Annotated in this window: 17 protein-coding genes and 1 other annotated feature; of the genes, 2 read left to right on the top strand and 15 right to left on the bottom strand. The window is 35.2% G+C overall.

Annotated elements, in window-relative coordinates:
• Nucleotides 1–3 precede the first annotated feature (3 nt).
• From C240_RS16135 to allC, 6 genes are all read right to left on the bottom strand, one after another.
• Entirely contained in the window at nucleotides 4–1,272 is a 1,269-nt protein-coding gene (locus tag C240_RS16135; RefSeq protein ID WP_271497997.1) for a DUF1116 domain-containing protein, read from the bottom strand.
• A gap of 132 nt (nucleotides 1,273–1,404) precedes the next feature.
• Complete coding sequence (fdrA, locus tag C240_RS16140; protein WP_271498000.1) at nucleotides 1,405–3,162, bottom strand: acyl-CoA synthetase FdrA; 1,758 nt, start codon at nucleotides 3,160–3,162, stop codon at nucleotides 1,405–1,407.
• Nucleotides 3,163–3,193: 31 nt separating this feature from the next.
• Nucleotides 3,194–4,243 (bottom strand): ureidoglycolate dehydrogenase, encoded by a 1,050-nt coding sequence (allD, locus tag C240_RS16145; protein ID WP_271498002.1) that lies wholly within the window; start codon nucleotides 4,241–4,243, stop codon nucleotides 3,194–3,196.
• A gap of 335 nt (nucleotides 4,244–4,578) precedes the next feature.
• Nucleotides 4,579–5,646, bottom strand: coding sequence for an ureidoglycolate dehydrogenase (gene allD / locus C240_RS16150; protein ID WP_271498005.1), 1,068 nt, complete (start codon nucleotides 5,644–5,646; stop codon nucleotides 4,579–4,581).
• Between the two features lie 24 nt (nucleotides 5,647–5,670).
• Nucleotides 5,671–6,456 carry a (S)-ureidoglycine aminohydrolase gene (gene allE, locus C240_RS16155; RefSeq protein WP_271498008.1) on the bottom strand — a complete coding sequence of 262 codons (786 nt, stop codon included), beginning with the start codon at nucleotides 6,454–6,456 and terminating at the stop codon, nucleotides 5,671–5,673.
• A gap of 19 nt (nucleotides 6,457–6,475) precedes the next feature.
• Nucleotides 6,476–7,702: an allantoate deiminase gene (gene allC, locus C240_RS16160; protein WP_271498010.1), complete on the bottom strand. Its 1,227-nt coding sequence runs from the start codon at nucleotides 7,700–7,702 to the stop codon at nucleotides 6,476–6,478.
• A 166-nt stretch (nucleotides 7,703–7,868) separates the two neighbouring features.
• On the opposite strand from allC, the gene C240_RS16165 reads away from it, so the two are divergent.
• A complete protein-coding gene (locus tag C240_RS16165; RefSeq protein ID WP_271498012.1) occupies nucleotides 7,869–8,732 on the top strand; it encodes an alpha/beta hydrolase in 864 nt (287 codons plus the stop codon).
• 422 nt (nucleotides 8,733–9,154) lie between these two features.
• On the opposite strand, the gene C240_RS16170 is transcribed toward C240_RS16165, so the two are convergent.
• Nucleotides 9,155–10,546 (bottom strand): amino acid permease, encoded by a 1,392-nt coding sequence (locus C240_RS16170; protein WP_271498014.1) that lies wholly within the window; start codon nucleotides 10,544–10,546, stop codon nucleotides 9,155–9,157.
• Between the two features lie 74 nt (nucleotides 10,547–10,620).
• Nucleotides 10,621–12,207: a bifunctional aspartate transaminase/aspartate 4-decarboxylase gene (locus C240_RS16175; protein WP_271498016.1), complete on the bottom strand. Its 1,587-nt coding sequence runs from the start codon at nucleotides 12,205–12,207 to the stop codon at nucleotides 10,621–10,623.
• A 297-nt stretch (nucleotides 12,208–12,504) separates the two neighbouring features.
• On the opposite strand from C240_RS16175, the gene C240_RS16180 reads away from it, so the two are divergent.
• Nucleotides 12,505–14,013, top strand: a complete 1,509-nt coding sequence (locus C240_RS16180) for a helix-turn-helix domain-containing protein (RefSeq protein ID WP_271498019.1) — start codon at nucleotides 12,505–12,507, stop codon at nucleotides 14,011–14,013.
• A gap of 604 nt (nucleotides 14,014–14,617) precedes the next feature.
• Here the strand turns inward: C240_RS16180 and tig are convergent.
• The 7 genes from tig to C240_RS16215 form a co-directional block, all read right to left on the bottom strand.
• On the bottom strand, nucleotides 14,618–15,901 hold the full coding sequence (gene tig / locus C240_RS16185) for a trigger factor (protein ID WP_271498022.1): 1,284 nt from the start codon (nucleotides 15,899–15,901) through the stop codon (nucleotides 14,618–14,620).
• A gap of 311 nt (nucleotides 15,902–16,212) precedes the next feature.
• Entirely contained in the window at nucleotides 16,213–16,905 is a 693-nt protein-coding gene (locus tag C240_RS16190; protein WP_271498025.1) for a 5'-methylthioadenosine/adenosylhomocysteine nucleosidase, read from the bottom strand.
• On the bottom strand, nucleotides 16,902–17,768 hold the full coding sequence (locus C240_RS16195; protein ID WP_271498028.1) for a MetQ/NlpA family ABC transporter substrate-binding protein: 867 nt from the start codon (nucleotides 17,766–17,768) through the stop codon (nucleotides 16,902–16,904). The genes C240_RS16190 and C240_RS16195 overlap by 4 nt, the downstream gene beginning before the upstream one ends.
• A gap of 24 nt (nucleotides 17,769–17,792) precedes the next feature.
• Complete coding sequence (locus tag C240_RS16200) at nucleotides 17,793–18,266, bottom strand: S-ribosylhomocysteine lyase (protein WP_271498094.1); 474 nt, start codon at nucleotides 18,264–18,266, stop codon at nucleotides 17,793–17,795.
• A gap of 33 nt (nucleotides 18,267–18,299) precedes the next feature.
• A complete protein-coding gene (locus C240_RS16205) occupies nucleotides 18,300–19,421 on the bottom strand; it encodes a 5-methyltetrahydropteroyltriglutamate--homocysteine S-methyltransferase (RefSeq protein WP_271498031.1) in 1,122 nt (373 codons plus the stop codon).
• A 54-nt stretch (nucleotides 19,422–19,475) separates the two neighbouring features.
• Nucleotides 19,476–19,732: a binding site (T-box leader), on the bottom strand.
• 104 nt (nucleotides 19,733–19,836) lie between these two features.
• Nucleotides 19,837–20,121 (bottom strand): hypothetical protein, encoded by a 285-nt coding sequence (locus tag C240_RS16210; RefSeq protein ID WP_271498034.1) that lies wholly within the window; start codon nucleotides 20,119–20,121, stop codon nucleotides 19,837–19,839.
• Nucleotides 20,114–20,485: a hypothetical protein gene (locus C240_RS16215; RefSeq protein ID WP_271498037.1), complete on the bottom strand. Its 372-nt coding sequence runs from the start codon at nucleotides 20,483–20,485 to the stop codon at nucleotides 20,114–20,116. Before C240_RS16215 ends, C240_RS16210 begins: the two co-directional genes overlap by 8 nt.

Below are 20,485 nucleotides of genomic sequence, written 5' to 3' on the forward strand. Positions count from 1 at the left end.
CCATTATTCTGTAAAGCCTAATTTTTTTGCGTATGCTAAAACAGCTTTTTCAAAACAATCAATTGGAGGTGTAACGGTTCCAGCACCAATTTGACCTAAGCCAGCTTTTTTATTCGCTATTCCTGTGTTAATTACTGGAAGAATACCAGTTTCTACTACTTTTCTTGCATCAATACCTAGACAAATACCTTTGAAATCCCAAGTTGGTACAGGAAAATTCGGATTGCTGTCAATACAGATTTCCGTCATTTCATTACTTGTATTTAACGCATCATAAAAGCCGCCTGATCCAACGAATCGTGTAACAGCTGGTGCAGCGATCATTGCCATACCACCAACACCGAAAGTTTCAGTAATCGCACTGTCTCCCATATCTGGAGCCGCATCAGCTTCACTAAAACCAGAGAAGTACAAGCCTTGAGGTGTATTAACAGGTCCAGTAAACCATTCATCGCCCATTCCAGCAATTCGAATACCAAATTCGTGACCATTTCTACACATAGCAGTAACAATTGTTCCTTCTTGAATTTGTCGAGCGCCATCCATAACTGCTTTGGCTGAAGCCATCATGATATTTAAGAAAAATTGATCTGTATCTGCTAAAAATTGGACAACTTCTTCACGCTTTGTTTGGTCAATTTCAGTTAGACCAACGATAATTGGCGCCATTTCTTTTAAGAATGCCAATGAAGCTGCAATGTTACGTTGGTGAAACTCATCACCCATTGCAATTGCTTTTGCTACTAAAACGTTAATATTTAAGCCATCTTCTTTGGTTTTTAAAGCAGCACTTAAAACTGGTGCTAACGTATCTCTCATCCATCTTAAACGAGTGATAACTTCGTCAGAATATGCACCAAAACGTAATACTGCTCCGATACCTTCATTCATCGTACAGAAAGCGCGGTTGCCATCTGTTTTATTTTCAACTACTAAGACAGCCATATTCGCTGACGTAATACCGCCCATTGGTCCTACAGCATTAACATGATGACATGGAATTAATTTCACTTCACCTGATTCCAACATTTTTCTGGCTTCTTCCTCTGTTTCACACCACTCTTCAAAAAGAGCAGCACCTACACAAGCGCCTTGGATCGGATCAACCATTTTATCGTAAGTAATTGGCGGACCTGCATGTAGTAAAACTTTGCCTTCATGTAATTCTTTAATCACTGATTTTGCTGGAACTACGTCTAATAAGAAAGGAGAACCAGCAACGATTTTTGCGGCTACTGCCTGATTTGCTTCGTCGATTGTTTTGTATGCCATTTTTGTTTTCCCCCGTTAAAAGCTGAACAGGCTACTCAGTATCAATGAAAAATAAGAAAATATGAATATGCTGCTTTTAGCGCAAACATATTTTAGCTTTTTCAAGATGCTAGCCTGTAAAGCTGGATAGTTTTATTTGCCTAATTCAACTTTATTTAAAAATTGTAATGCTTTTTGCAAAGTAATATTTCCACCTGCAACTGGCTGCCAATCATACTGAACAACTTTACCACCATGATTAATGATCGCTTCTGAGAAACTACGTAAACCAATATTAATGAAGCCTTGATTTGTTAGTAATGCCAGCATTTCTTCCGTTGGTTCAATTGCAACTGGTGTCACTGCTGGTTGAGCTTCAATCACTTTATCTTCTTGCGTCAACGGATGATCTAAAATAGCTAAAGCCAAACGAACAGCTTGCGCATTACTTGCACATAGAACAACTCCAGCATCTTTCATAATAGTTTCTTGTTCATGGATATTTTGCAGATCTTCGTCTGTCCCGACAATTGTACCAATCACGAATAATTCTCTACCGTCAGCTTTAGCTTGGGCTTTAATATCTTTAATTGTTGGGGCCAATTCTTGTGCCATATTTGCATGAGAACCGTAACCTAATACAACATCTAAAAGAATAATTGCTGTTTCAGGATCTTTCCCAGCTTCTTCTAACATTTCTTTTCGTTTGGTCGGATCAATCATTGGATGCGGTTTACCTTGAGTATAAACATCATCACCTAAGTCAATAATTTCATGTCCTTGATTTTTTAAGATAAAGCCTTCTGGAGCATGTTCATCCCCTGTTAAAGCTAAACCTTCTTTAATTAACATTGCTGCTTCATAAGCTAATGTTCCACCAGAATACAAACCTTTAACATATTTTTGTTCTGGTTTAAATGCATGGGCTGGAACAGTCAATGTTTCTTTTACGGCATGCACATCTTCTTTATTTAATAATTGAACAGCAATTTGTGCCGCTTCTTCTAGAGTATACGCACGATAAAGATTTTCTTCATGAGCTGCTGGTTTTTCACCAAGGAAAATTGTAACAGCAGGTTTTGAAATACTTCTTAATAAGTTTAATACTTCATCGCGAACTTCTGGTGCAGGTGGTTTAGAGATAACAACAACCACTTCTGTATTAGGATCTTTCTCTAATGTCATAATGCTGTCTTTTAATGTTATACCGCCAATTTCAGCTTTTAAATCGCGTCCGCCAGTACCGATTGCATTGGTTACGCCGCCGCCTAATTTATGGATAATCGTGGTAACTTCTTGGATACCAGTCCCAGAAGCACCCACAACTCCGATTTTGCCTTTACGTACTGCATTAGTAAACGCAACCGGAATTCCGTTAATAATACCTGTTCCGCAGTCAGGTCCCATTAATAAAAGACCTGCTTCATGCGCTTTTTCTTTTAAACGTTTTTCATCTTCAATTGCAACGTTATCACTGAAACAGAAAACGTGTTTACCTTCATCTAGTGCTTTTTCAATTTCAAGTGCTGCATGCGTTCCCGGAATTGAGAAGACAGCAACCCCAGCATCTTTACCTAATTCAAAGGCTTTATCCCAGGTTTTAGCAATCTCTTCGTCAGAACCTTCACCGCCGCCTTTTGTTTGCTCTTCTAAAAAGACGTCGATTTCTGCTAAAACTTGATCGATTAGTGAATCATCTTCAATATCTAAAACGATGACCATATCGTTAGAAGAAGCTTTTTCCAACTCATCTGTATAAAGTCCGCCCGTTTTAAAGATATCTTTATTGGCAGGAGTTCCCATCATTACAGAAACGTTGTGAACGCCGTCAATTGTATTTAATTTGTTTGTCAATAGCATCAAAACAATTGAATCCTGATAACTATTTGCTTTAATAATTGTATGCAGCATTGAAATTCCTCCGTTTAGTTAGCCGAATAACTTATTCAGCGAATTTATTTTTATGATCATAACGGTCATAATGAATATCGTCACTAATCAAATACTCGTAGATATCATCTACAATTTCGATTCCATTTTCTTCATAATTTTTCTCACGAGCTCGACCGCGCTCTCCTGGATAGTTAACTTCAGTAAAACCAGGACTGGGTTTAATTTCTTTCAGCTCATCAAGCATAGATGAAATATTCGTTTTGAAGGTATCAATCCCAATAAAGAAATCGGGATTAATGACAATATGAAGTTGTCCTAGTTCACGACCTTTAGATAAATCATGATACATGGAAGAAACGTGTTTGCCAAACGGCACGCCTAGTAAAATCCCTGACAAAACATCCACCATCATCATTAAGCCGTAACCTTTAGGACCGGCAATCGGTAATAATGCATTTACTTTAGTAGAATCCGTCGTTGGATTACCGGCTTCATCTACCGCCCATGAATCTGGAATCGCTTCTTTTTTAGAGCGCGCATGAAGAATTTTCCCCCATGCTTGAACAGTTGTTGCCATATCAAAAGTAATAATTCGATCATCATTACTTGGTGCTGCAAATGCAATCGGATTCGTGCCAAAATAGGGTTCACTGCCACCAAACGGTACTACCATGGGATCTGATTGACAGACGGATAAAGCGACCATATCTTGTTCCGCCGCTCGTTCAACATAATAAGCAAGCGCGCCACTATGAGAAATATTGCGCACACCGACTACAGCTACACCATTTTCCTTTGCCATTTGAATTGCGTGATCCATTGCTAATTTTGCTGCAACAAAACCAGAACCATTGTCGCCTTCAAACATACCACAACTTGGTGCTGTTTGTTCAAAAGAAAAAGTTGGATCGTTAGTGATTCCGCCTTTTGCTATTCTTTCTGAATAGTATTCAACACGCATTGCACCATGTGAATGAATCCCTCTTGCATCAGCAAAAGTTAACACATCACTGACGATTTCTGCATGATCTTCTGACAACCCAGCTTTGGCTATTTTATTTTTGATTAATTGATGTAAATCAGATTTTTTTACTCTCATTGTAACGCCTCCTTATTTAAAAGCAAAGCGGGCTCGTTTAGCCTCGACTGGATAATAGGATAAATTGACTGTGACGCTTTTTGTCACATTCCATTTTATCTTTTTCCCGAGAGACTAGCCCATGCAGCTAGATAACATTAAAAGCAGAATGGGCTCACTTAGTCTCGACTGGAAAATAGGATAAATTGACTGTGACGCTTTTTGTCACATTCCATTTTATCTTTTTCCCGAGAGACTAGCCCATGCAGCTAGATAACATATGGTAACAACGTTCCGCTTCGCCAATGTTTATTCAATCAATATTTTTTATGATATATCTTAGTTCGAAAACAGTTTTATTTCTTTTCACCAAAAGCATTGGTATTTTCATATCGGTCAAAATGAAGTGTGTCACTCTTCAAATAATCATAAATATCTTTGACTATTTCAATACCAGACTCCATTGATTTTTCATAATTAATTTGATTGATTTCACCTGGATAGTAAACTTGATCGAAACCATCAGCTGCTGGAATTTCATGTAGTTCTTCTACCATACCATCAACAGACTCTTTAAACATTTCTAAATCAGTAAAGCGTTTTGGATCAATCAAGATATACATTTGACCAACATTTCGACCTTTAGTGATATCGTCGTACATAGATGAAACATGTTTTCCAAACGGTAAACCTAATAACATTCCCGATAAAATATCAACCATCATCATTAAGCCATAGCCCTTGGGACCAGCAATCGGTAATAAGCCATTCACTTTATGCGGATCTGTTGTAGGTTTTCCATCTTTATCGACTGCCCAAGTATCTGGAATAGCTTTATTTTTAGAACGAGCATCTAACACTTTGCCCCATGCCTGCACTGTTGTTGCCATATCAAAGACAACAGGTTCATGACCTTTTCTTGGTGCTGCAAATGCAATCGGATTCGTGCCAAAATAATTTTCTTTGCCGCCAAATGGTACAACCATCGGATCAGACTGGCACATTGCAATTGCAATTAAATCTTGTTGAGCTGCTTTTTTCACATAATAAGATAATGCTCCACTGTGACTGATTTTAGAAATACCTACCGCAGCAACACCAGATTTTTTCGCCATATCAATTGCGTAACCTAAACCAACATCAGCGACAAATTGACCAGCTCCATTTTTACCATGAACAATTCCAGTACTCGGCCCAGTTTCTTCAAACTCAATAACTGGATCAAGCGTCACACCGCCCTTGTCAATTTGTTCTGCGTAATATTCTACTCTGACAGCTCCGTGCGAGTGGATACCGCAAGCATCTGCAAATACCAAATGTGTCGCCACTTCGTTTGCATGTTCGTGTTTTAACCCAGCTTTTTCTAATTTATTTTCAATCAACTCATGCAATTCTTCTGGTTTCACTACAACAGTTTCATTCATTCTTAAACTTCCTCTTCCATTAAATTAAATTTCCGGATCACGATTGCAATCTTTTGAATAGACGTACATTAACGGTTCGTCACGACCAACAGCATAAGCAGCTTGCTGAACATAAGAACTCATAAAGATGTAGTCGCCTTTTTCTACCGGCATCCACTCGTTATCCAAGTTGTACATTCCTTGACCTGACAATAAATAGGCACCATGTTCTTGGTAATGTGTTTCGATGTAACCATGACTTGCGCCAGGTTCAAATGATAAAATGTGGAAGTTCATATCAAAACCTAAATCTTTTGGTAAAAAGTCCCATAAAAGAACATCTTTCATCCCTTCGTATTCAATCGGCTCCATATCGTTTACATTTCCAACTACTTTGTGAGCTTCATATCCTTCTAATGGCTGATAACGTTTTTTATATAAGAAAATTTCTGTGTCTTCAGCTTGTCCATTTTCTAAATACATCAAGGTACTGGCAGGTAAGTATGCATAACCGCCTTTTTTTAATTCATGAGTTTCATTACCGTCACTGACTTTCAAAGTGCCATCAATAACATAGACAATTGTTTCAACACCTTCGCCGCCAAAACCACGGGCATTTTTTCCGTCTTTGTGCATCGTAATGATGTAGTCAACAAAATTAGCTCCTAGTTGTTTAGAACCTAAAATTGAGCAGCTACAATTTTCAAAACCTGGAATCACATTATTTACAAGTCCATCATGTGGAATTAATGCATAATTATTTTTCTTAATCACTGCTCTAGATGATAATAAACCATCCAGATAACCAGTTTGATTGTTTTTATAACCCATTTATTCTTCCTTCTTTCCTTTATTTATAAGCTAATTCATAAAGTGTGCTGGCTAAAACTTTCACACCATTAACTAAATCATCTAAATCTGTTGCTTCAGCTGGATTATGGCTGATTCCGTTAATACTTGGCACAAAAATCATTGCTGTTGGGAAATGCGGTGCGATTACTTGTGAATCGTGTCCTGCACCACTATGCATTATTTTGTATTTCATATTTTCTGTTTTAGCTGCTGTTTCGATAGCATCTACAATTTCTTGATTCATTGGAACTGGCGCTTCGTCCATCCATAGATCAATATCGATTTCTAATTCATGTTCTGCAGCAATTTTTTTCATTAGTTCTTCGATTTCTTTGGTGAATGCATGTAGTTCTCCGCTATCTGTATGACGACAATCCATTGTGAACAATACTTCACCTGGTACTACATTAACCGTATTTGGTTTTGGTTCTACTTTACCGAATGTTAACACTAGCGGATCGCCAACTTCTAACGCACGATCAATTGCTTGTGAACAAATTTTTGCAAATCCGTAAACGGCGTCTCTACGATAGCCCATAGGAGTTGTTCCAGCATGGTTTGCTTCACCTTTTAATACAATTGTATAACGTCTTTGTCCAGCAATATTATTCACAACACCAATTTGTAACTGCTCTTTTTCTAAAACAGTGCCTTGTTCAATGTGAATTTCAACAAAAGCTTTGATATCTTCTCTAGCCGCTTTGCTTTCATCTCTAAAATCAAAACCATGGCGCTGCATTTCTTCCACAAATTTCAGACCTTCAAAGTCAGCGATTTCAATTACATCTTCTTTTTTCGCTTCACCGACGAAGTTTTTACTACCCCAGAATACTGTAGGGAAACGGCTGCCTTCTTCTTCGGCCATTGAAATAACTTCTAATGAACGTTTTGGTTTGCCGTGTGTTTCTAATAAATATTGAATCGCAACATACGCTGCAATGACACCAAACTGCCCATCTAACGTTCCACCATTAACAACTGTATCAATATGTGAACCGGATAGGATTGTTTCTTCTGGGAATTCAGTTCCTTCCACTCTACCAAAGAGGTTACCGATTTCATCAAATGAAGCCGTCATACCGATGGTTTCTAATTTTTCTTTCACAGATTTTTGTGCTTCCAACCAAGAATCAGAATATAATAAACGTGTCATTCCGCCAGTTGGGTCATTTCCAATACTTGATAAATGATCGATATTTTCTTTTAAAGTTTTTCTTAAATCCATTTGATACATCTCCCTCTTTTGTTATCATAATCATTGTAAGCGGTTGCCGACTTTCACACACTATCCACATTTCACAAATTAACTACTATCTTTGTGCGCATTAAACATAATGACTGAGGCTATTTGAGTTAAAATAGAAATAAGTTAGTGAAAAAGGAGGACTTTTATGTTAAAACAAGAATTTTGCTATAGTCAATTAGATGGGCTAGATTTAATGATGACTTTCTATTCCCAAGACCCACTTTCTTCTGAAAAAGCGACCATCCTTTATTTCCACGGAGGTGGTTTAATTTATGGTGATCGCGATGATTTACCTGAAACGTACTGTCAGCTATTAGTAGAAAGCGGCTATAACTTACTTACAATCGATTATCCATTAGCGCCTGAAGTACAACTTGCTACTATTGAAACCTGTTTAAAAGATGCGATTGACTGGTTCTTAACTAATTATCAAACAACATTAAAGTTAGAGAAACCTGATTATTTCTTGTTTGGCCGTTCTGCTGGAGGTTTCCTCACCTATCTATTATCAGCTCGGCACAAAACAGCGTCACAAAAAGGGCTAATTAGTTTCTATGGTTATTATGACTTAACAATTGATACATTTAGCCAGCCAAATAGCTATTATAACCAATTTCCAAAAGTCGCACCCATGACAGCTCAAGCCATGATTCAAGCTAAACCGATGACAGCTGTGTCAATTAATGAACGTTTTTCTCTTTATTTATCAGGTCGCCAATTTGGCAACTGGTTAAGTTATTTGGTAAATTCGCCAAGTGAAAAAGTAAGCTTTAGTTTGTCAGATGAAGAACTTGCTGAATTGCCACCAGCTTTTTTAGCTCATAGTAATGGGGATCAAGATGTTCCTGTCGCATTTTCAAGAGAAGCTAAAAATAAACTATCCAGCGTTACTTATGAAGAAGTTGAAAACCTACCTCATGATTTTGATGGCGATTTGACTAATCCTGAAGGGTTACGAATTTATCAGCTTTTAATCGAATGGTTGGATAGCGGTGTAACTGCCTCATAATTGTACCATATTCAAAAAGACATTCCTGGAAATCAGAAATGTCTTTTTAAGATTTTAAATACGAAAGTAGTAGTTTCCTACTTGCTAATCTCCTTAAGTTCACTATAGTGAAACTTGATGTTTTTTTGTATTTTGAATATTCAATACTTTTTCTACCCAATCCTGCGTTTCTCTTTAAAATTTTCTGAAAATCAGTTAATTATTTAAAGTAAATCCGCCTACTTTAAAAAGTCTCCCTTTCATCATATGTCCTCTCTTCATGACTAGCAAAAAAACTGTAGATAATGTTTTTTAGAACATTACCTACAGTCTGAGAAAGCCCATTGTTTTCAAAAGAAAATCTATTTCATCTATAAAACTTGCTTTCTCATTTTTCACGAAAATTGGCAATCTTAAATCTTGTTTAAACATTACTGCTTTTTCTAAATTCTTTTTTTATATAATTTGTAAAATACGAAAGGAAGCATAATAGTTACAATAAATGATATCGTTAGTGTAATTAAATAAACACTTGATTGTTGACTACTAATGGTTGTAGGAACCATAAAAGCTGTTACTAATGCTCCTATTGTTAATAATAAACCCATTCCTGCAATAATAACTTTCCCTATTTTACCGCCCGGCAATTGATATGCACGTTTTAAATCTTTATGCTTAGTAATGATAATAAAATAGGAAATAAAAAATAGAATATACCCTACTAAATAAATCATCCCGGTAAGATTTAAAGCTATCTGATAAGACATATTACCACCTGAACTCCCTGATGAGAATGTTAAAACAGCTGCCCAAATAGTTACTACGATTCCCTGTAATATTAATAAAGGAATTGGAACTCCTGCCTTATTTACCTTAGTAAATTTTTGAGGTAACAAACCTTTAGTTGCAACAAAACGTAAGCCTTCTGTTGGACTTACAATCCAAGAACTAATCTGAGCAATTATACCAAACGATATCATCAATCCTAACAAAATTACCCCCCAAGAAATTTTTCCCGGTGAAATCAATTGTCTAAAAGCATCTATCACACCAGCATTTGCTGATATATTTCCCGGTAAAACCATTGAGACAATACAGCTGCCTAAAGTGGTCAATCCTACAGCGACAAAGACTAAAACGATCATAATTTTAGGATATGTTTTTGAATAATTGTTTAATTTTGTTATATGAGGAGCACTTGCTTCTACGCCCATATAGCCTAATATAAATGAGGTTAGCATACCCCAACTTTTTTTGTTTGGAATAAAATCACTTTTTTGATAATTTAAGGAAATATGGTTTCCATTGCTAAAATATTTTATAGCTAAAATTGACATTATTATCACTGAAAGTACAATTCCTATCGAAAAACCAAACTTCGCTATTTTTTCGGTTATTTGCGTACCTTTAAACTGTAAAATAGTTATCAACCAAAATGAAAGAACAACTATTAAAAATTTTACATACATATTATCATTAATGACAGGTACATTGAAAACGACTGATAATGTGCCTATTATAAAATAGAGCATTGTAACGAAACCTACTGTTATTTGAATCCATTGGAAAAAAATTGCTGCAAAGCCAAATTTTTCTCCCAAGACTTTACCTACCCAACTAAAGATTCCTCCCTCTTGATATGATGGATCTTCAATTGTAGCTAGTTCTGCAGCACATAATGCAACTGGTAAAAAGAAACAGAAACCAGATAGAAGTAGGAAAAAAATTAATGATTTTCCCATATCCGCAAATGTCGGGTATTCATATACTGTTACAAATAGTGCTGCTGTCATAGCAAAAAATCCAAATGAAGATATCTTCTTATTAGTATTCAACTTTATAAACCTCCTATTTTCTAATTAGTTAAGGAGACTAAAAATCTAATCTCCTCAACAGTTGATTTTTCTATTTATTTTTGCTTAAACGTATCATGATATTCTTCAAGTAACTCTACTATATTTTCTCCAATTTTTTTGTAATCTTCAGTCGGTAAATTTGCTTCTGATACTCTTAAATAGCCACTAGGTGTATCAAATCCTGGGCCGTATGCCAGAATTATGCCTTTTTTTTCAGCAAGTTCTATTAAAAAGTCTATTGTTCTATAGTTTTCTTTAAGATATGTAGAAAACTCACTATCATATAAATTTTCGGCAACACTAAATATATTGATTAATGAATAATATTTAGCATTTAGAGAACTAGAATCTTTTTCCATTTTTAAGCTATCGTGTAGCAAATCGTACCGAGTTGAAATAATATTTTTTGCTAGCTTAATATAGTTGTCTACTTTGTTTTGTTCAACTAAATGAGTTAGCGCGAATAGAATTTCCATCATTTGTTGAGGTGTTGATAATCCAGATGTATGATATAAACCAATTGAACGACTATCAGCAACGATTCGGTCAATAAACTTTAGCTTAGATGGTTGGAACGCAGCAATTTGATAGCGTTCCTCTAATTGAGCTTTAGTTTTGGCATCTAGTTCTGCTATTTTTTTATCAAAAATATTTTGTTTATTTGTCGCAATTGTACCTAGACGCCATCCAGCCGCACCAAATAGTTTAGAAAATGAATAAACTAATAATGTATTGTATGGTAAAACACCATAAACAGATTCAAAATCATCGACAAAAGTACCATAAACATCATCCGTAATAATCATTAAATCTGGTTTAATTTTTACAATTTCTTTAAGTGTATCTAAAACTTCTTTACTAAATGCTTTTGAACCTGGATTAGAAGGATTCACTAGAAATAGAGCTTTTACATCTGTATCAATTACTTTTTTTAACTCTTCAGGATCAATTTGCCAATGGTCTTCTTCTTTCGATTGGAAGTCGACGCCGACCATCTCATAATCGTTTAATTGAGGAATTTCTAAGTATGGTGGAAAAATAGGTGTATTAATCGCAATTTTGTCTCCTGGCGCAATTAAGTGATTTTCTTTTAATGATTGAAAGATATAAACAATTGCCGCAGTTCCACCTTCCGTTGGGAAAACATCTGTTTGATGGGCTAAATCCTTATTTTTATATAGAACATTTTCCAAATAAGCATTTAAAACAGGCTCATTCATTTCCAAAATACGAGAAGGGGTTGGATAATTATTGCCTAGCACACCATTTGTCCATTCGTTTACTACTGCATCTTCATCTAAGTTTAGTTTATCGTGAGTATAGGATAGGCCCTCCAATAAAAAAGAATCAATTTGATTCAAAGGGTTTAAAAACTCTTTAAATCGTTTACTAATATCTTCTTTTACAACATACCCAGCTAAGTCAGTTTCATTAATTGTACGACTTGATTCTTTAATACCAAATTCTACTAATTTATTAAATGCTAAACGAGCCTTTGTATTAATCCAATTAGGATCTCCTTGTCCTGCATTCAAAATATTTTTGATCTCTTTATTTTTTTCAGCTGCAGATAGTAAATGTCTGCTAATTTCAAATGTACCTAGTTGTTCTAATTCTTTTTTTGTATTTTCATTATTCATTTAATTTTTCCTGCTTTCTTTTATGTTTTTTTGAAATATTTCTACCGCATTTATATGTACTATATGAAAATCACTCTCCTTTGTTATCTTTTTTGAATTTTGCTTTTCTTAACTACATATACATAATAAAAGAAATGTAGACTTATATTTTTTTGAAATCTGTCATTATCGACGACAGATTGAGAGATTGGTTTCTTAAGTAATTAATTTTTTAAAGAGCATAATTACTACCTTTTTTCTCAAATAAAATGTAGAGTATACATATGATAAGTTTTTACAGGAAGGAGTTTCTCAACTATGGATGAGGATATAGAGTTACTGTTAGAAGATCAAAATAGAGTTATTCTTAAGCTTGTTAATATTTTGGTAGAGAGCTATCATGGATATTCGACAAATGAATTAAGTCTACGTATTAATGTTACTGAGCGGAGTATTCAAAGGTATATTCGACAATTAAAAGACTTAGTTAGTCAGTACAATGAAGAAAAAGGTAAAAATCTCCAAGTAGATTTTGAAAGATATAATGGTGTTCGGCTACGTTCTGATTCAGGTAGCAATTTCATGGACTTTAAAACTTATATTTGGGAAAATGATGCAACAATACAAATTTTTAGATATGTTATGTTTGAGGAATTTTATTCAGTAAAAAAATATTCACTCGCGCATTTTACCAGTGAAAGTGCTGTTCGACGTAGCTTAAAAAAAATAGATCAATTCTTAACGTTATACAATTTATCTTTAAAAAGAAATACGTTTGAAATTGTAGGTAAAGAAAAAGATATTCGAATCGTTTCTTACATTCTTGGTTGGGTCATTTTTAAAGGTACTTCATGGCCTTTTGATTCAATCGACCAAGTAAAAGCATATCAAGCTGTAGATGTATTCACTGAGTTTTTTAAGTTGAAGCTATCTATTATTCAAAGAAAACAAATGGCTTATATACTAGCCATAAATTGGATTCGCTTCAGAAAAAAACATTTTATAGAAATTGAAGATAACTGGCTAAACTATGTCGATCTTACTAGTTTAAAAAATTCGCTATCTTTTTTGACAAATTTTAAAGAAGAATACCATATTTATGAGGATTCAGAATTATATTTCTATGTACTGCTTCTTCAAATGAAAGCCAAAATATTTGATTCCGCTGAATTTAAAAAAAGAGTATTCCGTTACCATAAAGCCAGACAATCTGATGTATACTTAGCCACTGAATTATTCATGGAGCAATTTTCTGAAGAATTTATGCCTGTTCCGAAAGAACTGCAAGAAAGATTTTTTATCACCAGTTTCTGTGCACACCTATTCTGTAAAACATTTAAAAATATTAAAGTAGACATTGATGGTCATCAAAACTTAAATGAATTGGATTATGATTACCCTGTTTTGAAAGAAAAAATTTATTTGTTCATAAAATCCTTACAAGAAAAAAGTAATGATGATCTCTTTTTAGAAAAGAACTTTCTTTTTCAAAAATATATTTTACTATTTTCAGCTATAGCTCCTTTAAATTTTTATGAGCCATCAATCGAAATTTTCTTAGATAGTGATTTACCTTTATTTGTTAAAAAAAATATTATGACTAAAATTAGTGACCGCTTTAAACATGATTTTAATATTGTTTTTTTAGATACTCCGCAGCCAATGGAAGCCGATCTTATTTTAACGAATATTCCAAATATCATGGATGAAGAACAACGTTTCACGTACAGAATCCATCTATTTGATTTTCCTTTTAAATCAAAGGATTTTATTGATCTTGAAATACAACTTAGACAAATCATACAAAAAAAGACTGCCTTGTTATAAAGGCACCCAACCATGATTGGGCTATTTATAAGAAATTACTATTTACTTGAAATAAAAGAGTGAGTGGGACAAAACTAAAGATCCGTTTTGTTTCACTCACTAGATCCGACTAAACGACGAGAAAAAAGCAGCTACTGCACTTCGTTCCGATCACAACAATTTCTAAGAGCTAAAGCTCTAAGAATTGAAGGCTTCGGAAATAAGCCGAAATTGCTATGAAACACAGTGAGGTACGAACTGATGTAGAATAGTACCTACTTGGTTCAAAAATTTGAAGAGCACCGAGTAGGTACCAGTCATCATCCATTCGCAAGCTCATGGTGATTCTTGGTAATTTTCGTGAATCCCTTCTTATTGCTGTAAAACACAACGAGAACCGAGTTGATGTTGCACAGTACCTACCCGGTTCTCGGAGCTAAACGCTTTTGTCTCAGCCTCTTTCTTATATTTTAAAACCTAAATAAATAGATTTATCCAACGCAACTTGTGTTTTTGCTCCTTCTTCATGTCTAATGTACAAAAAAGATCGTAGATAAAGTCCTAAATGAGACTTTATCTACGATCTAAAATACTCCTGAAATCAGGTTTGCTATTTTAATTATGCTTATTTTTCAGTTGCAGTTTCAGTAACAACTTCTACTGCTTTCTTCATACGGATATCATGTTTTAACATATCTTCAGTTAAGACACGTTTTACTTGATCTACAGGCATGTTGTATTGTTCTGCTAAATCAGTGATTTCTTTATCGATTTCATCTTGAGAGATTTCGATATTTTCAGCTGCTGCGATCGCTTCGATTACAAGGTTTGTTTTCGTACGAACTTCTGCTTCTGCTTCAAATTGTTTGTGCAAGTCAGCTTCAGTTGTTCCAGTTAATTGATAGTACATATCTGGAGCGATACCTTGACGTTGCATGTTATTTAAGAATTCATCCATTGAACGGTGGACTTCGTCATGTACCATTACATGTGGAAGGTCAACGATTTCAGCGTTATCAACAGCTTGACGAATAGCAGCTTCGTCTTTAGCTTCTGTTGCAGCTTCGTCTTTAGATTCTGTTAATTCAGTACGGAATTTTTCTTTTAATTCAGCTAATGATTCTACTGAATCATCCACGTCTTTAGCAAATTCATCATCTAATTCAGGTAATTCTTTGGCTTTAACTTCGTGAATTTTCACTTGGAAAACAGCTTCTTGACCAGCTAAATCTTCAGCTTGATAGTCTTCTGGGAAAGTAACTTTCACTTCAAGTTCTTCACCAGCTTTTTTACCAACTAGTTGGTCTTCAAAACCAGGAATAAATGAGTTTGAACCTAATTCAAGAGAATAGTTTTCGCCTTTGCCGCCTTCAAAAGCAACGCCGTCTTTAAATCCTTCAAAGTCAATAACAGCAGTATCGCCATTGGCAGCTGCTTCATCTTCTTTGATTACTAATTCAGCTTGTGATTCTAGCTCACGTTGGATACGTGCATCCACGTCTTCATCAGTAACTTCACGGTCTTGTTTTTCAACTGTTAAGTTTTTGTATTCGCCTAATTTAACTTCAGGTTTTACAGTAACTTCTGCAGTAACAACCCAATCTTCACCTTTGTTCATGCTTTCAACATCAATTTTAGGTTGAGATACTGGATCAATTCCAGCTTCTTTAATAGCTGCTTCATAAACTTCAGGTAAAACAGCGTTCAATGCATCTTCATACAACGCTTCTTCGCCATACATACGGTTAAATACTTGACGAGATACTTTTCCTTTACGGAATCCTGGAACGTTAAGATTTTTTTTGACTTTATCAAATGCTTGTTTCAAGCCTTTTTCGATTAGTGTTTGATCAACTGAAAAAGTTAACACACCATCATTAGTGCCTTTTTTTTCCCATTTCGCAGACATTTGTTTCCCTCCGAATAACTTAATTTTATACATGAATTTATGTTATGCATACCTTTAAATAGTACACTATCACTGAATAAATGTAAACATTTTAGGTGATAAGAAGGTGCAGAAAACTGATTTTTTTTGATTATTTTTGAAAATGAAAATTATTTAGCCTATATTATTTCTTAAAACCTGACAAAACAAAGCAAGAAAAGGCGAAACCAGATTGACTATTTCAACTAGTTTTGCCTTTTCCTTCTATATTATTATGATCCTATATTTGAATCTTAGGGAAGAATAAAATCAATATTTTTTATTGAAGTGCATCATAATAAATTAATCACTTTTTGTATTTGTTCAAACGCATGAATTGCTGCTTGATTTAAATGTGCATCAAAACTCACTGCTGCCTCTTTTCCAGCAATATCTGAAACTCCACGAATATTTAAAACTGGAATCTGATAAAACTGACTAACTTGGGCAATCGCTGTACTTTCCATATCAGAGGCTAAGGCGTGTTTGAATCGTTTTTTAATTGTCTTTACAACTGATTTCTCACTCATGAATGAGTCTGCTGTAACAATTTGGCCTTTGTGCAGTTTATAAGTTTCAGGCTGCTTTAACTGACCAATAAGCTTACTCCATTTTTGATCAAGTAGATAACTTTTTGGCATTTTAGGAACTTGACCATAGGCATAATCAAATCCCGTTGCATCTACATCACTATAAATTAATTCCGTACCATACACGACATCACCGATTGTTATTTCTTCTGAAAAACCACCAGCAGAGCCAGTATTAATAATTATATCTGGATGGAAAATTTCACACACTAAACTTGCAGAAGCTGCTGCATTAACTTTGCCGATCCCTGTTTCTACTAAAATTAATGTATGTTTTGCTGAACCAATCACTTTTTCAACGACTGTTTTTCCACGCTGAATGACAAGCTCTGTTTGATATAGCTCCCGAAAAGGAAGTAACTCCTCCTTCATTGCTGCAGCAATCACAATTTTCATTGGACCGACTCCCATAATTCTTGATTATTTTCTTGTACATCAACCTTCGTTCCACCAAAATGTTCTTTACTATAGTCCTTTACTTCTTGCGTATGATACAATTCGCCTAATTTTTGTAAAGCAGGATCATCTTTTCGATCTTCTGTTGTCACTAAAACGTTAATGCTCGGCTTCGTATTTTTATCGATTTCTTCTTTAAAAATTGCATCTTTCAATACATTTAAACCACCCTCAAATGCAACTGTATTACTGATTAAAGCTAAATCAACATCCTGTAGAATCCGTGGCCCTGTTGTATCATCAATCAATTTAAACTCAAGATTTTTAGGATTTTCAATAATATCGGACGGTGTTCCTGTCCCAGCATCAAAATCATCTGATAAAGTGATTAAGCCAGAAGCTTCAAGTAAGCGTAAACCACGAGCGGTATTTGCTGGATTATCTGCTAAAGCGACTAAAGATCCATCTTTTACTTCATCAACTGACTGATATTTTTCTGAGTAAATCCCCATCGGTTCCATATACGTCGTTGCAATTGGAACCAATTCTTCAGCGCTATCTTTGTTGAAACTAACTAAATAACCTAACGATTGAAATGCGTTAACATCTACCTGTTTTTCAACCGTCGCATTATTTAATTGCGGCCCGCCATCAATTTCTTTTACTTCAATAGCCAAACCAGCAGCTTTTGCTAAATCTGAATCCGCAATAAACTGCCAAATTTCTGCGTCACTACCAACTGAACCTACCACAACTTTTGTCGTTTCTTGTTCTGCTTCTACCTGACTTTTTTGTTCCTGATTTGTACAACCTGTGACTAACAGTACACCTAGCAAAATGAATAACTTTATTGTATTTTTCATAAGTTCCTCCTACCAAATAGTCACCTAAACAACATCTCTTTCAAAAGCTGAAAGACTAATTCCTTGGTCCAAAACCAATTTCGCCCACTCTTTAGCTGAAAAAAGCGAATGATCTTTATAATTACCACAGCTTTTTGCATCTGTTCCTTGTACATCCGCCCATTGAATTTCATTTACGACTTGCTCTAACGTTTCCTTCAAAGCTTTTGCCACTTCTTCTGCTGAAGGATTTCCCCAAACAATTAAGTGAAAACCCGTTCGACAACCAAAAGGTGAAATATCAATAATGCCGCTTAAACGATCCCTTAACAAATCCGCTAATAAATGCTCTAACGTATGAATGGCTGCTGTTGGAATTTCTGCTTGATTCGGTTGAGCAAAACGCAGATCAAAATTCGTTATTTCATCACCCTTTGCTCCGACTTCTGTTGCGATTACTCGCACATATGGCGCAATTACTTTATTATGATCTAATGTAAAACTTTCAACTTCTGCCATCATTGATCTTCCCTTCATTTTTTAATGTATCATTTAAGCTTTTTGACCCCAGACTTCATTGGCTACATCAATAACTAAACCTAATTTCGCCCATTGTTCTTCTTCAGTTAAAATATTTCCTTCTTCTGTTGAGGCAAAACCGCATTGCGGACTTAAACTTAAACGGTCTAGCGGAACATACTGGCTTGCTTCTTTAATTCGGGAAATCAAGGTATCTTTGTCTTCCAATTTTCCATCCTTACTCGTTACCAAACCTAAAACGACCTGCTTTTCATCTGGTACAAAACGCAAAGGTTCAAAATCCCCGGAACGGTCGTCATCAAATTCTAAGAAAAATGCTTCGACATTTTGATTCCCCAACAAGGTATCTGCGACTGGTTCATAACCGCCAGAAGTTGCCCATGTGGAATGATAATTTCCTCGACAAACATGAGTCGTCACATGTAAATCCTCAGGTAGCTCAGCAACAGCATCATTGTTTAAACGTAAATATAGTTCTTGTAAATGTTGGGTATCATAAGCTCCATTAGTCATTGTTTCCCAAAAGTTTTTATCCACTAGCATACCCCAAGTACAATCATCTAATTTAATATCTCGACAACCTAATTCATATAAAGCTAAAATTGTTTCACGATAGGCTTTAGCGATATCCTGATACAATACTTCACGGTCTGGGTAAAATTCATTTAATTTATCTTCATTCGCTCCACGTACTAATTCTGCCAATAATTGCGCTGGTGCCGGAATACTTTGACGAATCGATGTGCCATCCGAAATAGTTGTTAAAAATGTATATTCTTCAAATACAGGATGAGTAGGATTAAATTGAATTTTTCCATTTACACGAGCTGAATCTGCCCGCGTTTCTTCGCCATGAAACAGATAACCTTGGTCCATCACGTTATGTTCAATTCCTTTAAATCCCCAGAAAAAATCTAAATGCCAATAACTACGGCGAAATTCGCCATCACTAATCGTTTTCAACCCGACTTCCTTTTGTTTTGCAACTAAGTCTCGTATTGCTTCATTTTCTACCGCGTTTAATTGCTCTACCGTAAGTTGTCCAGCTTCAAATTTCTCTCGTGCCTGTTTTAATTCCTCGGGACGTAAAAAGCTACCTACTATCTCATAATGATGCGCTGCTGTTTGACACATACTTTCATTTCTCCATTTCTAAATAAAAAAAATCCCTAGAAGAGTCTAAACTCTCCTAAGGATGTAATAACTTACATGGTACCACCTTAATTTGCGAAAATCTTGCGATTTCCACCTCTACTCCGATACGCCGCAAACACTTGATATCGTGATTCTTGCTAACGGGAATAACCGTGTACCTCTAGAAAAACCTTCTCGAAGTACCCACTCAAAAGCCATTTTCAAATTCGCTTTCTTCCACCTCTTTTCAGCTGCCAAGGCTCTCTGTTAGAAATTCCACAGAATTTTACTTTCTTTTTCTTCGTGTTTGTTTATTAATTTTTAATTATAATAGCAGATGGTTAGTTGGATGTCAACTGGGAAAATCAATTACTATTTTCAAACGATAATAAACCTATCCACTTTTATAAGCCCATCATTTTCCCTCTTTTGTGATCGTTGTCAATTTTGTAGAAGTATTTTCAAAAGTTGTTTTTACTTTTGTTACCCAAGCACCCTTAGCAGATGACTGGAAATTTGATATGTAATTACTGCTGCTATTTTTTAATCGCTCCACTCTAGATTGCCCCATACTCTTAACAAGTTCTTTTCTCGTTGTAGTCGTTTGAACACACGGTGGCGCAACTGTTCCCTGAATCAAAGCTTTTTCTAACGCTTTTTTTAATTCTTTCAACTCCATTTTCATTTTTTCATTACTCATCTTCTTTTTTTCTCTCCATTTCTTTGAAAAGAGTGAGTTCATCTTCTATCAATTGGGTTTGTTTCTTATAATGAATGGTATTTTCTTCTTGTCTATTTTCTAATTCTTTCACCGTTTGATTAACAACCCTATCGCTATCATCTTTACATTGATCTAATAAATGATAAACTCTGCTCATATTAATCGGTTCACTATATTCAGCTTGTTGGTAGTGATAGCTATAATTTTCTGAAAGATTTTCTAGCTCACGGCCAAACTTTTGTTTTTCATAAAACACTTCTTCTAGCTCTTCTTCAATCGTTCTTTGGTTCTGTTCATACTCAGATTCTAATTCTGTTAATTGATTTATATATGTCCTCTCCAC

The organism is Enterococcus sp. 5H, from assembly GCF_028128615.1.
In the GTDB taxonomy this organism is placed as follows: Bacteria; Bacillota; Bacilli; order Lactobacillales; family Enterococcaceae; genus Enterococcus_L.

Excerpts from the sequence above, each read along its gene's own strand:
- C240_RS16135 (WP_271497997.1), bottom strand. The coding sequence starts at position 1,272 with ATGGCATACAAAACAATCGACGAAGCAAATCAGGCAGTAGCCGCAAAA.
- fdrA (WP_271498000.1), bottom strand. The coding sequence starts at position 3,162 with ATGCTGCATACAATTATTAAAGCAAATAGTTATCAGGATTCAATTGTT.
- allD (WP_271498002.1), bottom strand. The coding sequence starts at position 4,243 with ATGAGAGTAAAAAAATCTGATTTACATCAATTAATCAAAAATAAAATA.
- allD (WP_271498005.1), bottom strand. The coding sequence starts at position 5,646 with ATGAATGAAACTGTTGTAGTGAAACCAGAAGAATTGCATGAGTTGATT.
- allE (WP_271498008.1), bottom strand. The coding sequence starts at position 6,456 with ATGGGTTATAAAAACAATCAAACTGGTTATCTGGATGGTTTATTATCA.
- allC (WP_271498010.1), bottom strand. The coding sequence starts at position 7,702 with ATGGATTTAAGAAAAACTTTAAAAGAAAATATCGATCATTTATCAAGT.
- C240_RS16165 (WP_271498012.1), top strand. The coding sequence starts at position 7,869 with ATGTTAAAACAAGAATTTTGCTATAGTCAATTAGATGGGCTAGATTTA.
- C240_RS16175 (WP_271498016.1), bottom strand. The coding sequence starts at position 12,207 with ATGAATAATGAAAATACAAAAAAAGAATTAGAACAACTAGGTACATTT.
- C240_RS16180 (WP_271498019.1), top strand. The coding sequence starts at position 12,505 with ATGGATGAGGATATAGAGTTACTGTTAGAAGATCAAAATAGAGTTATT.
- tig (WP_271498022.1), bottom strand. The coding sequence starts at position 15,901 with ATGTCTGCGAAATGGGAAAAAAAAGGCACTAATGATGGTGTGTTAACT.
- C240_RS16190 (WP_271498025.1), bottom strand. The coding sequence starts at position 16,905 with ATGAAAATTGTGATTGCTGCAGCAATGAAGGAGGAGTTACTTCCTTTT.
- C240_RS16195 (WP_271498028.1), bottom strand. The coding sequence starts at position 17,768 with ATGAAAAATACAATAAAGTTATTCATTTTGCTAGGTGTACTGTTAGTC.
- C240_RS16200 (WP_271498094.1), bottom strand. The coding sequence starts at position 18,266 with ATGGCAGAAGTTGAAAGTTTTACATTAGATCATAATAAAGTAATTGCG.
- C240_RS16205 (WP_271498031.1), bottom strand. The coding sequence starts at position 19,421 with ATGTGTCAAACAGCAGCGCATCATTATGAGATAGTAGGTAGCTTTTTA.
- C240_RS16210 (WP_271498034.1), bottom strand. The coding sequence starts at position 20,121 with ATGAGTAATGAAAAAATGAAAATGGAGTTGAAAGAATTAAAAAAAGCG.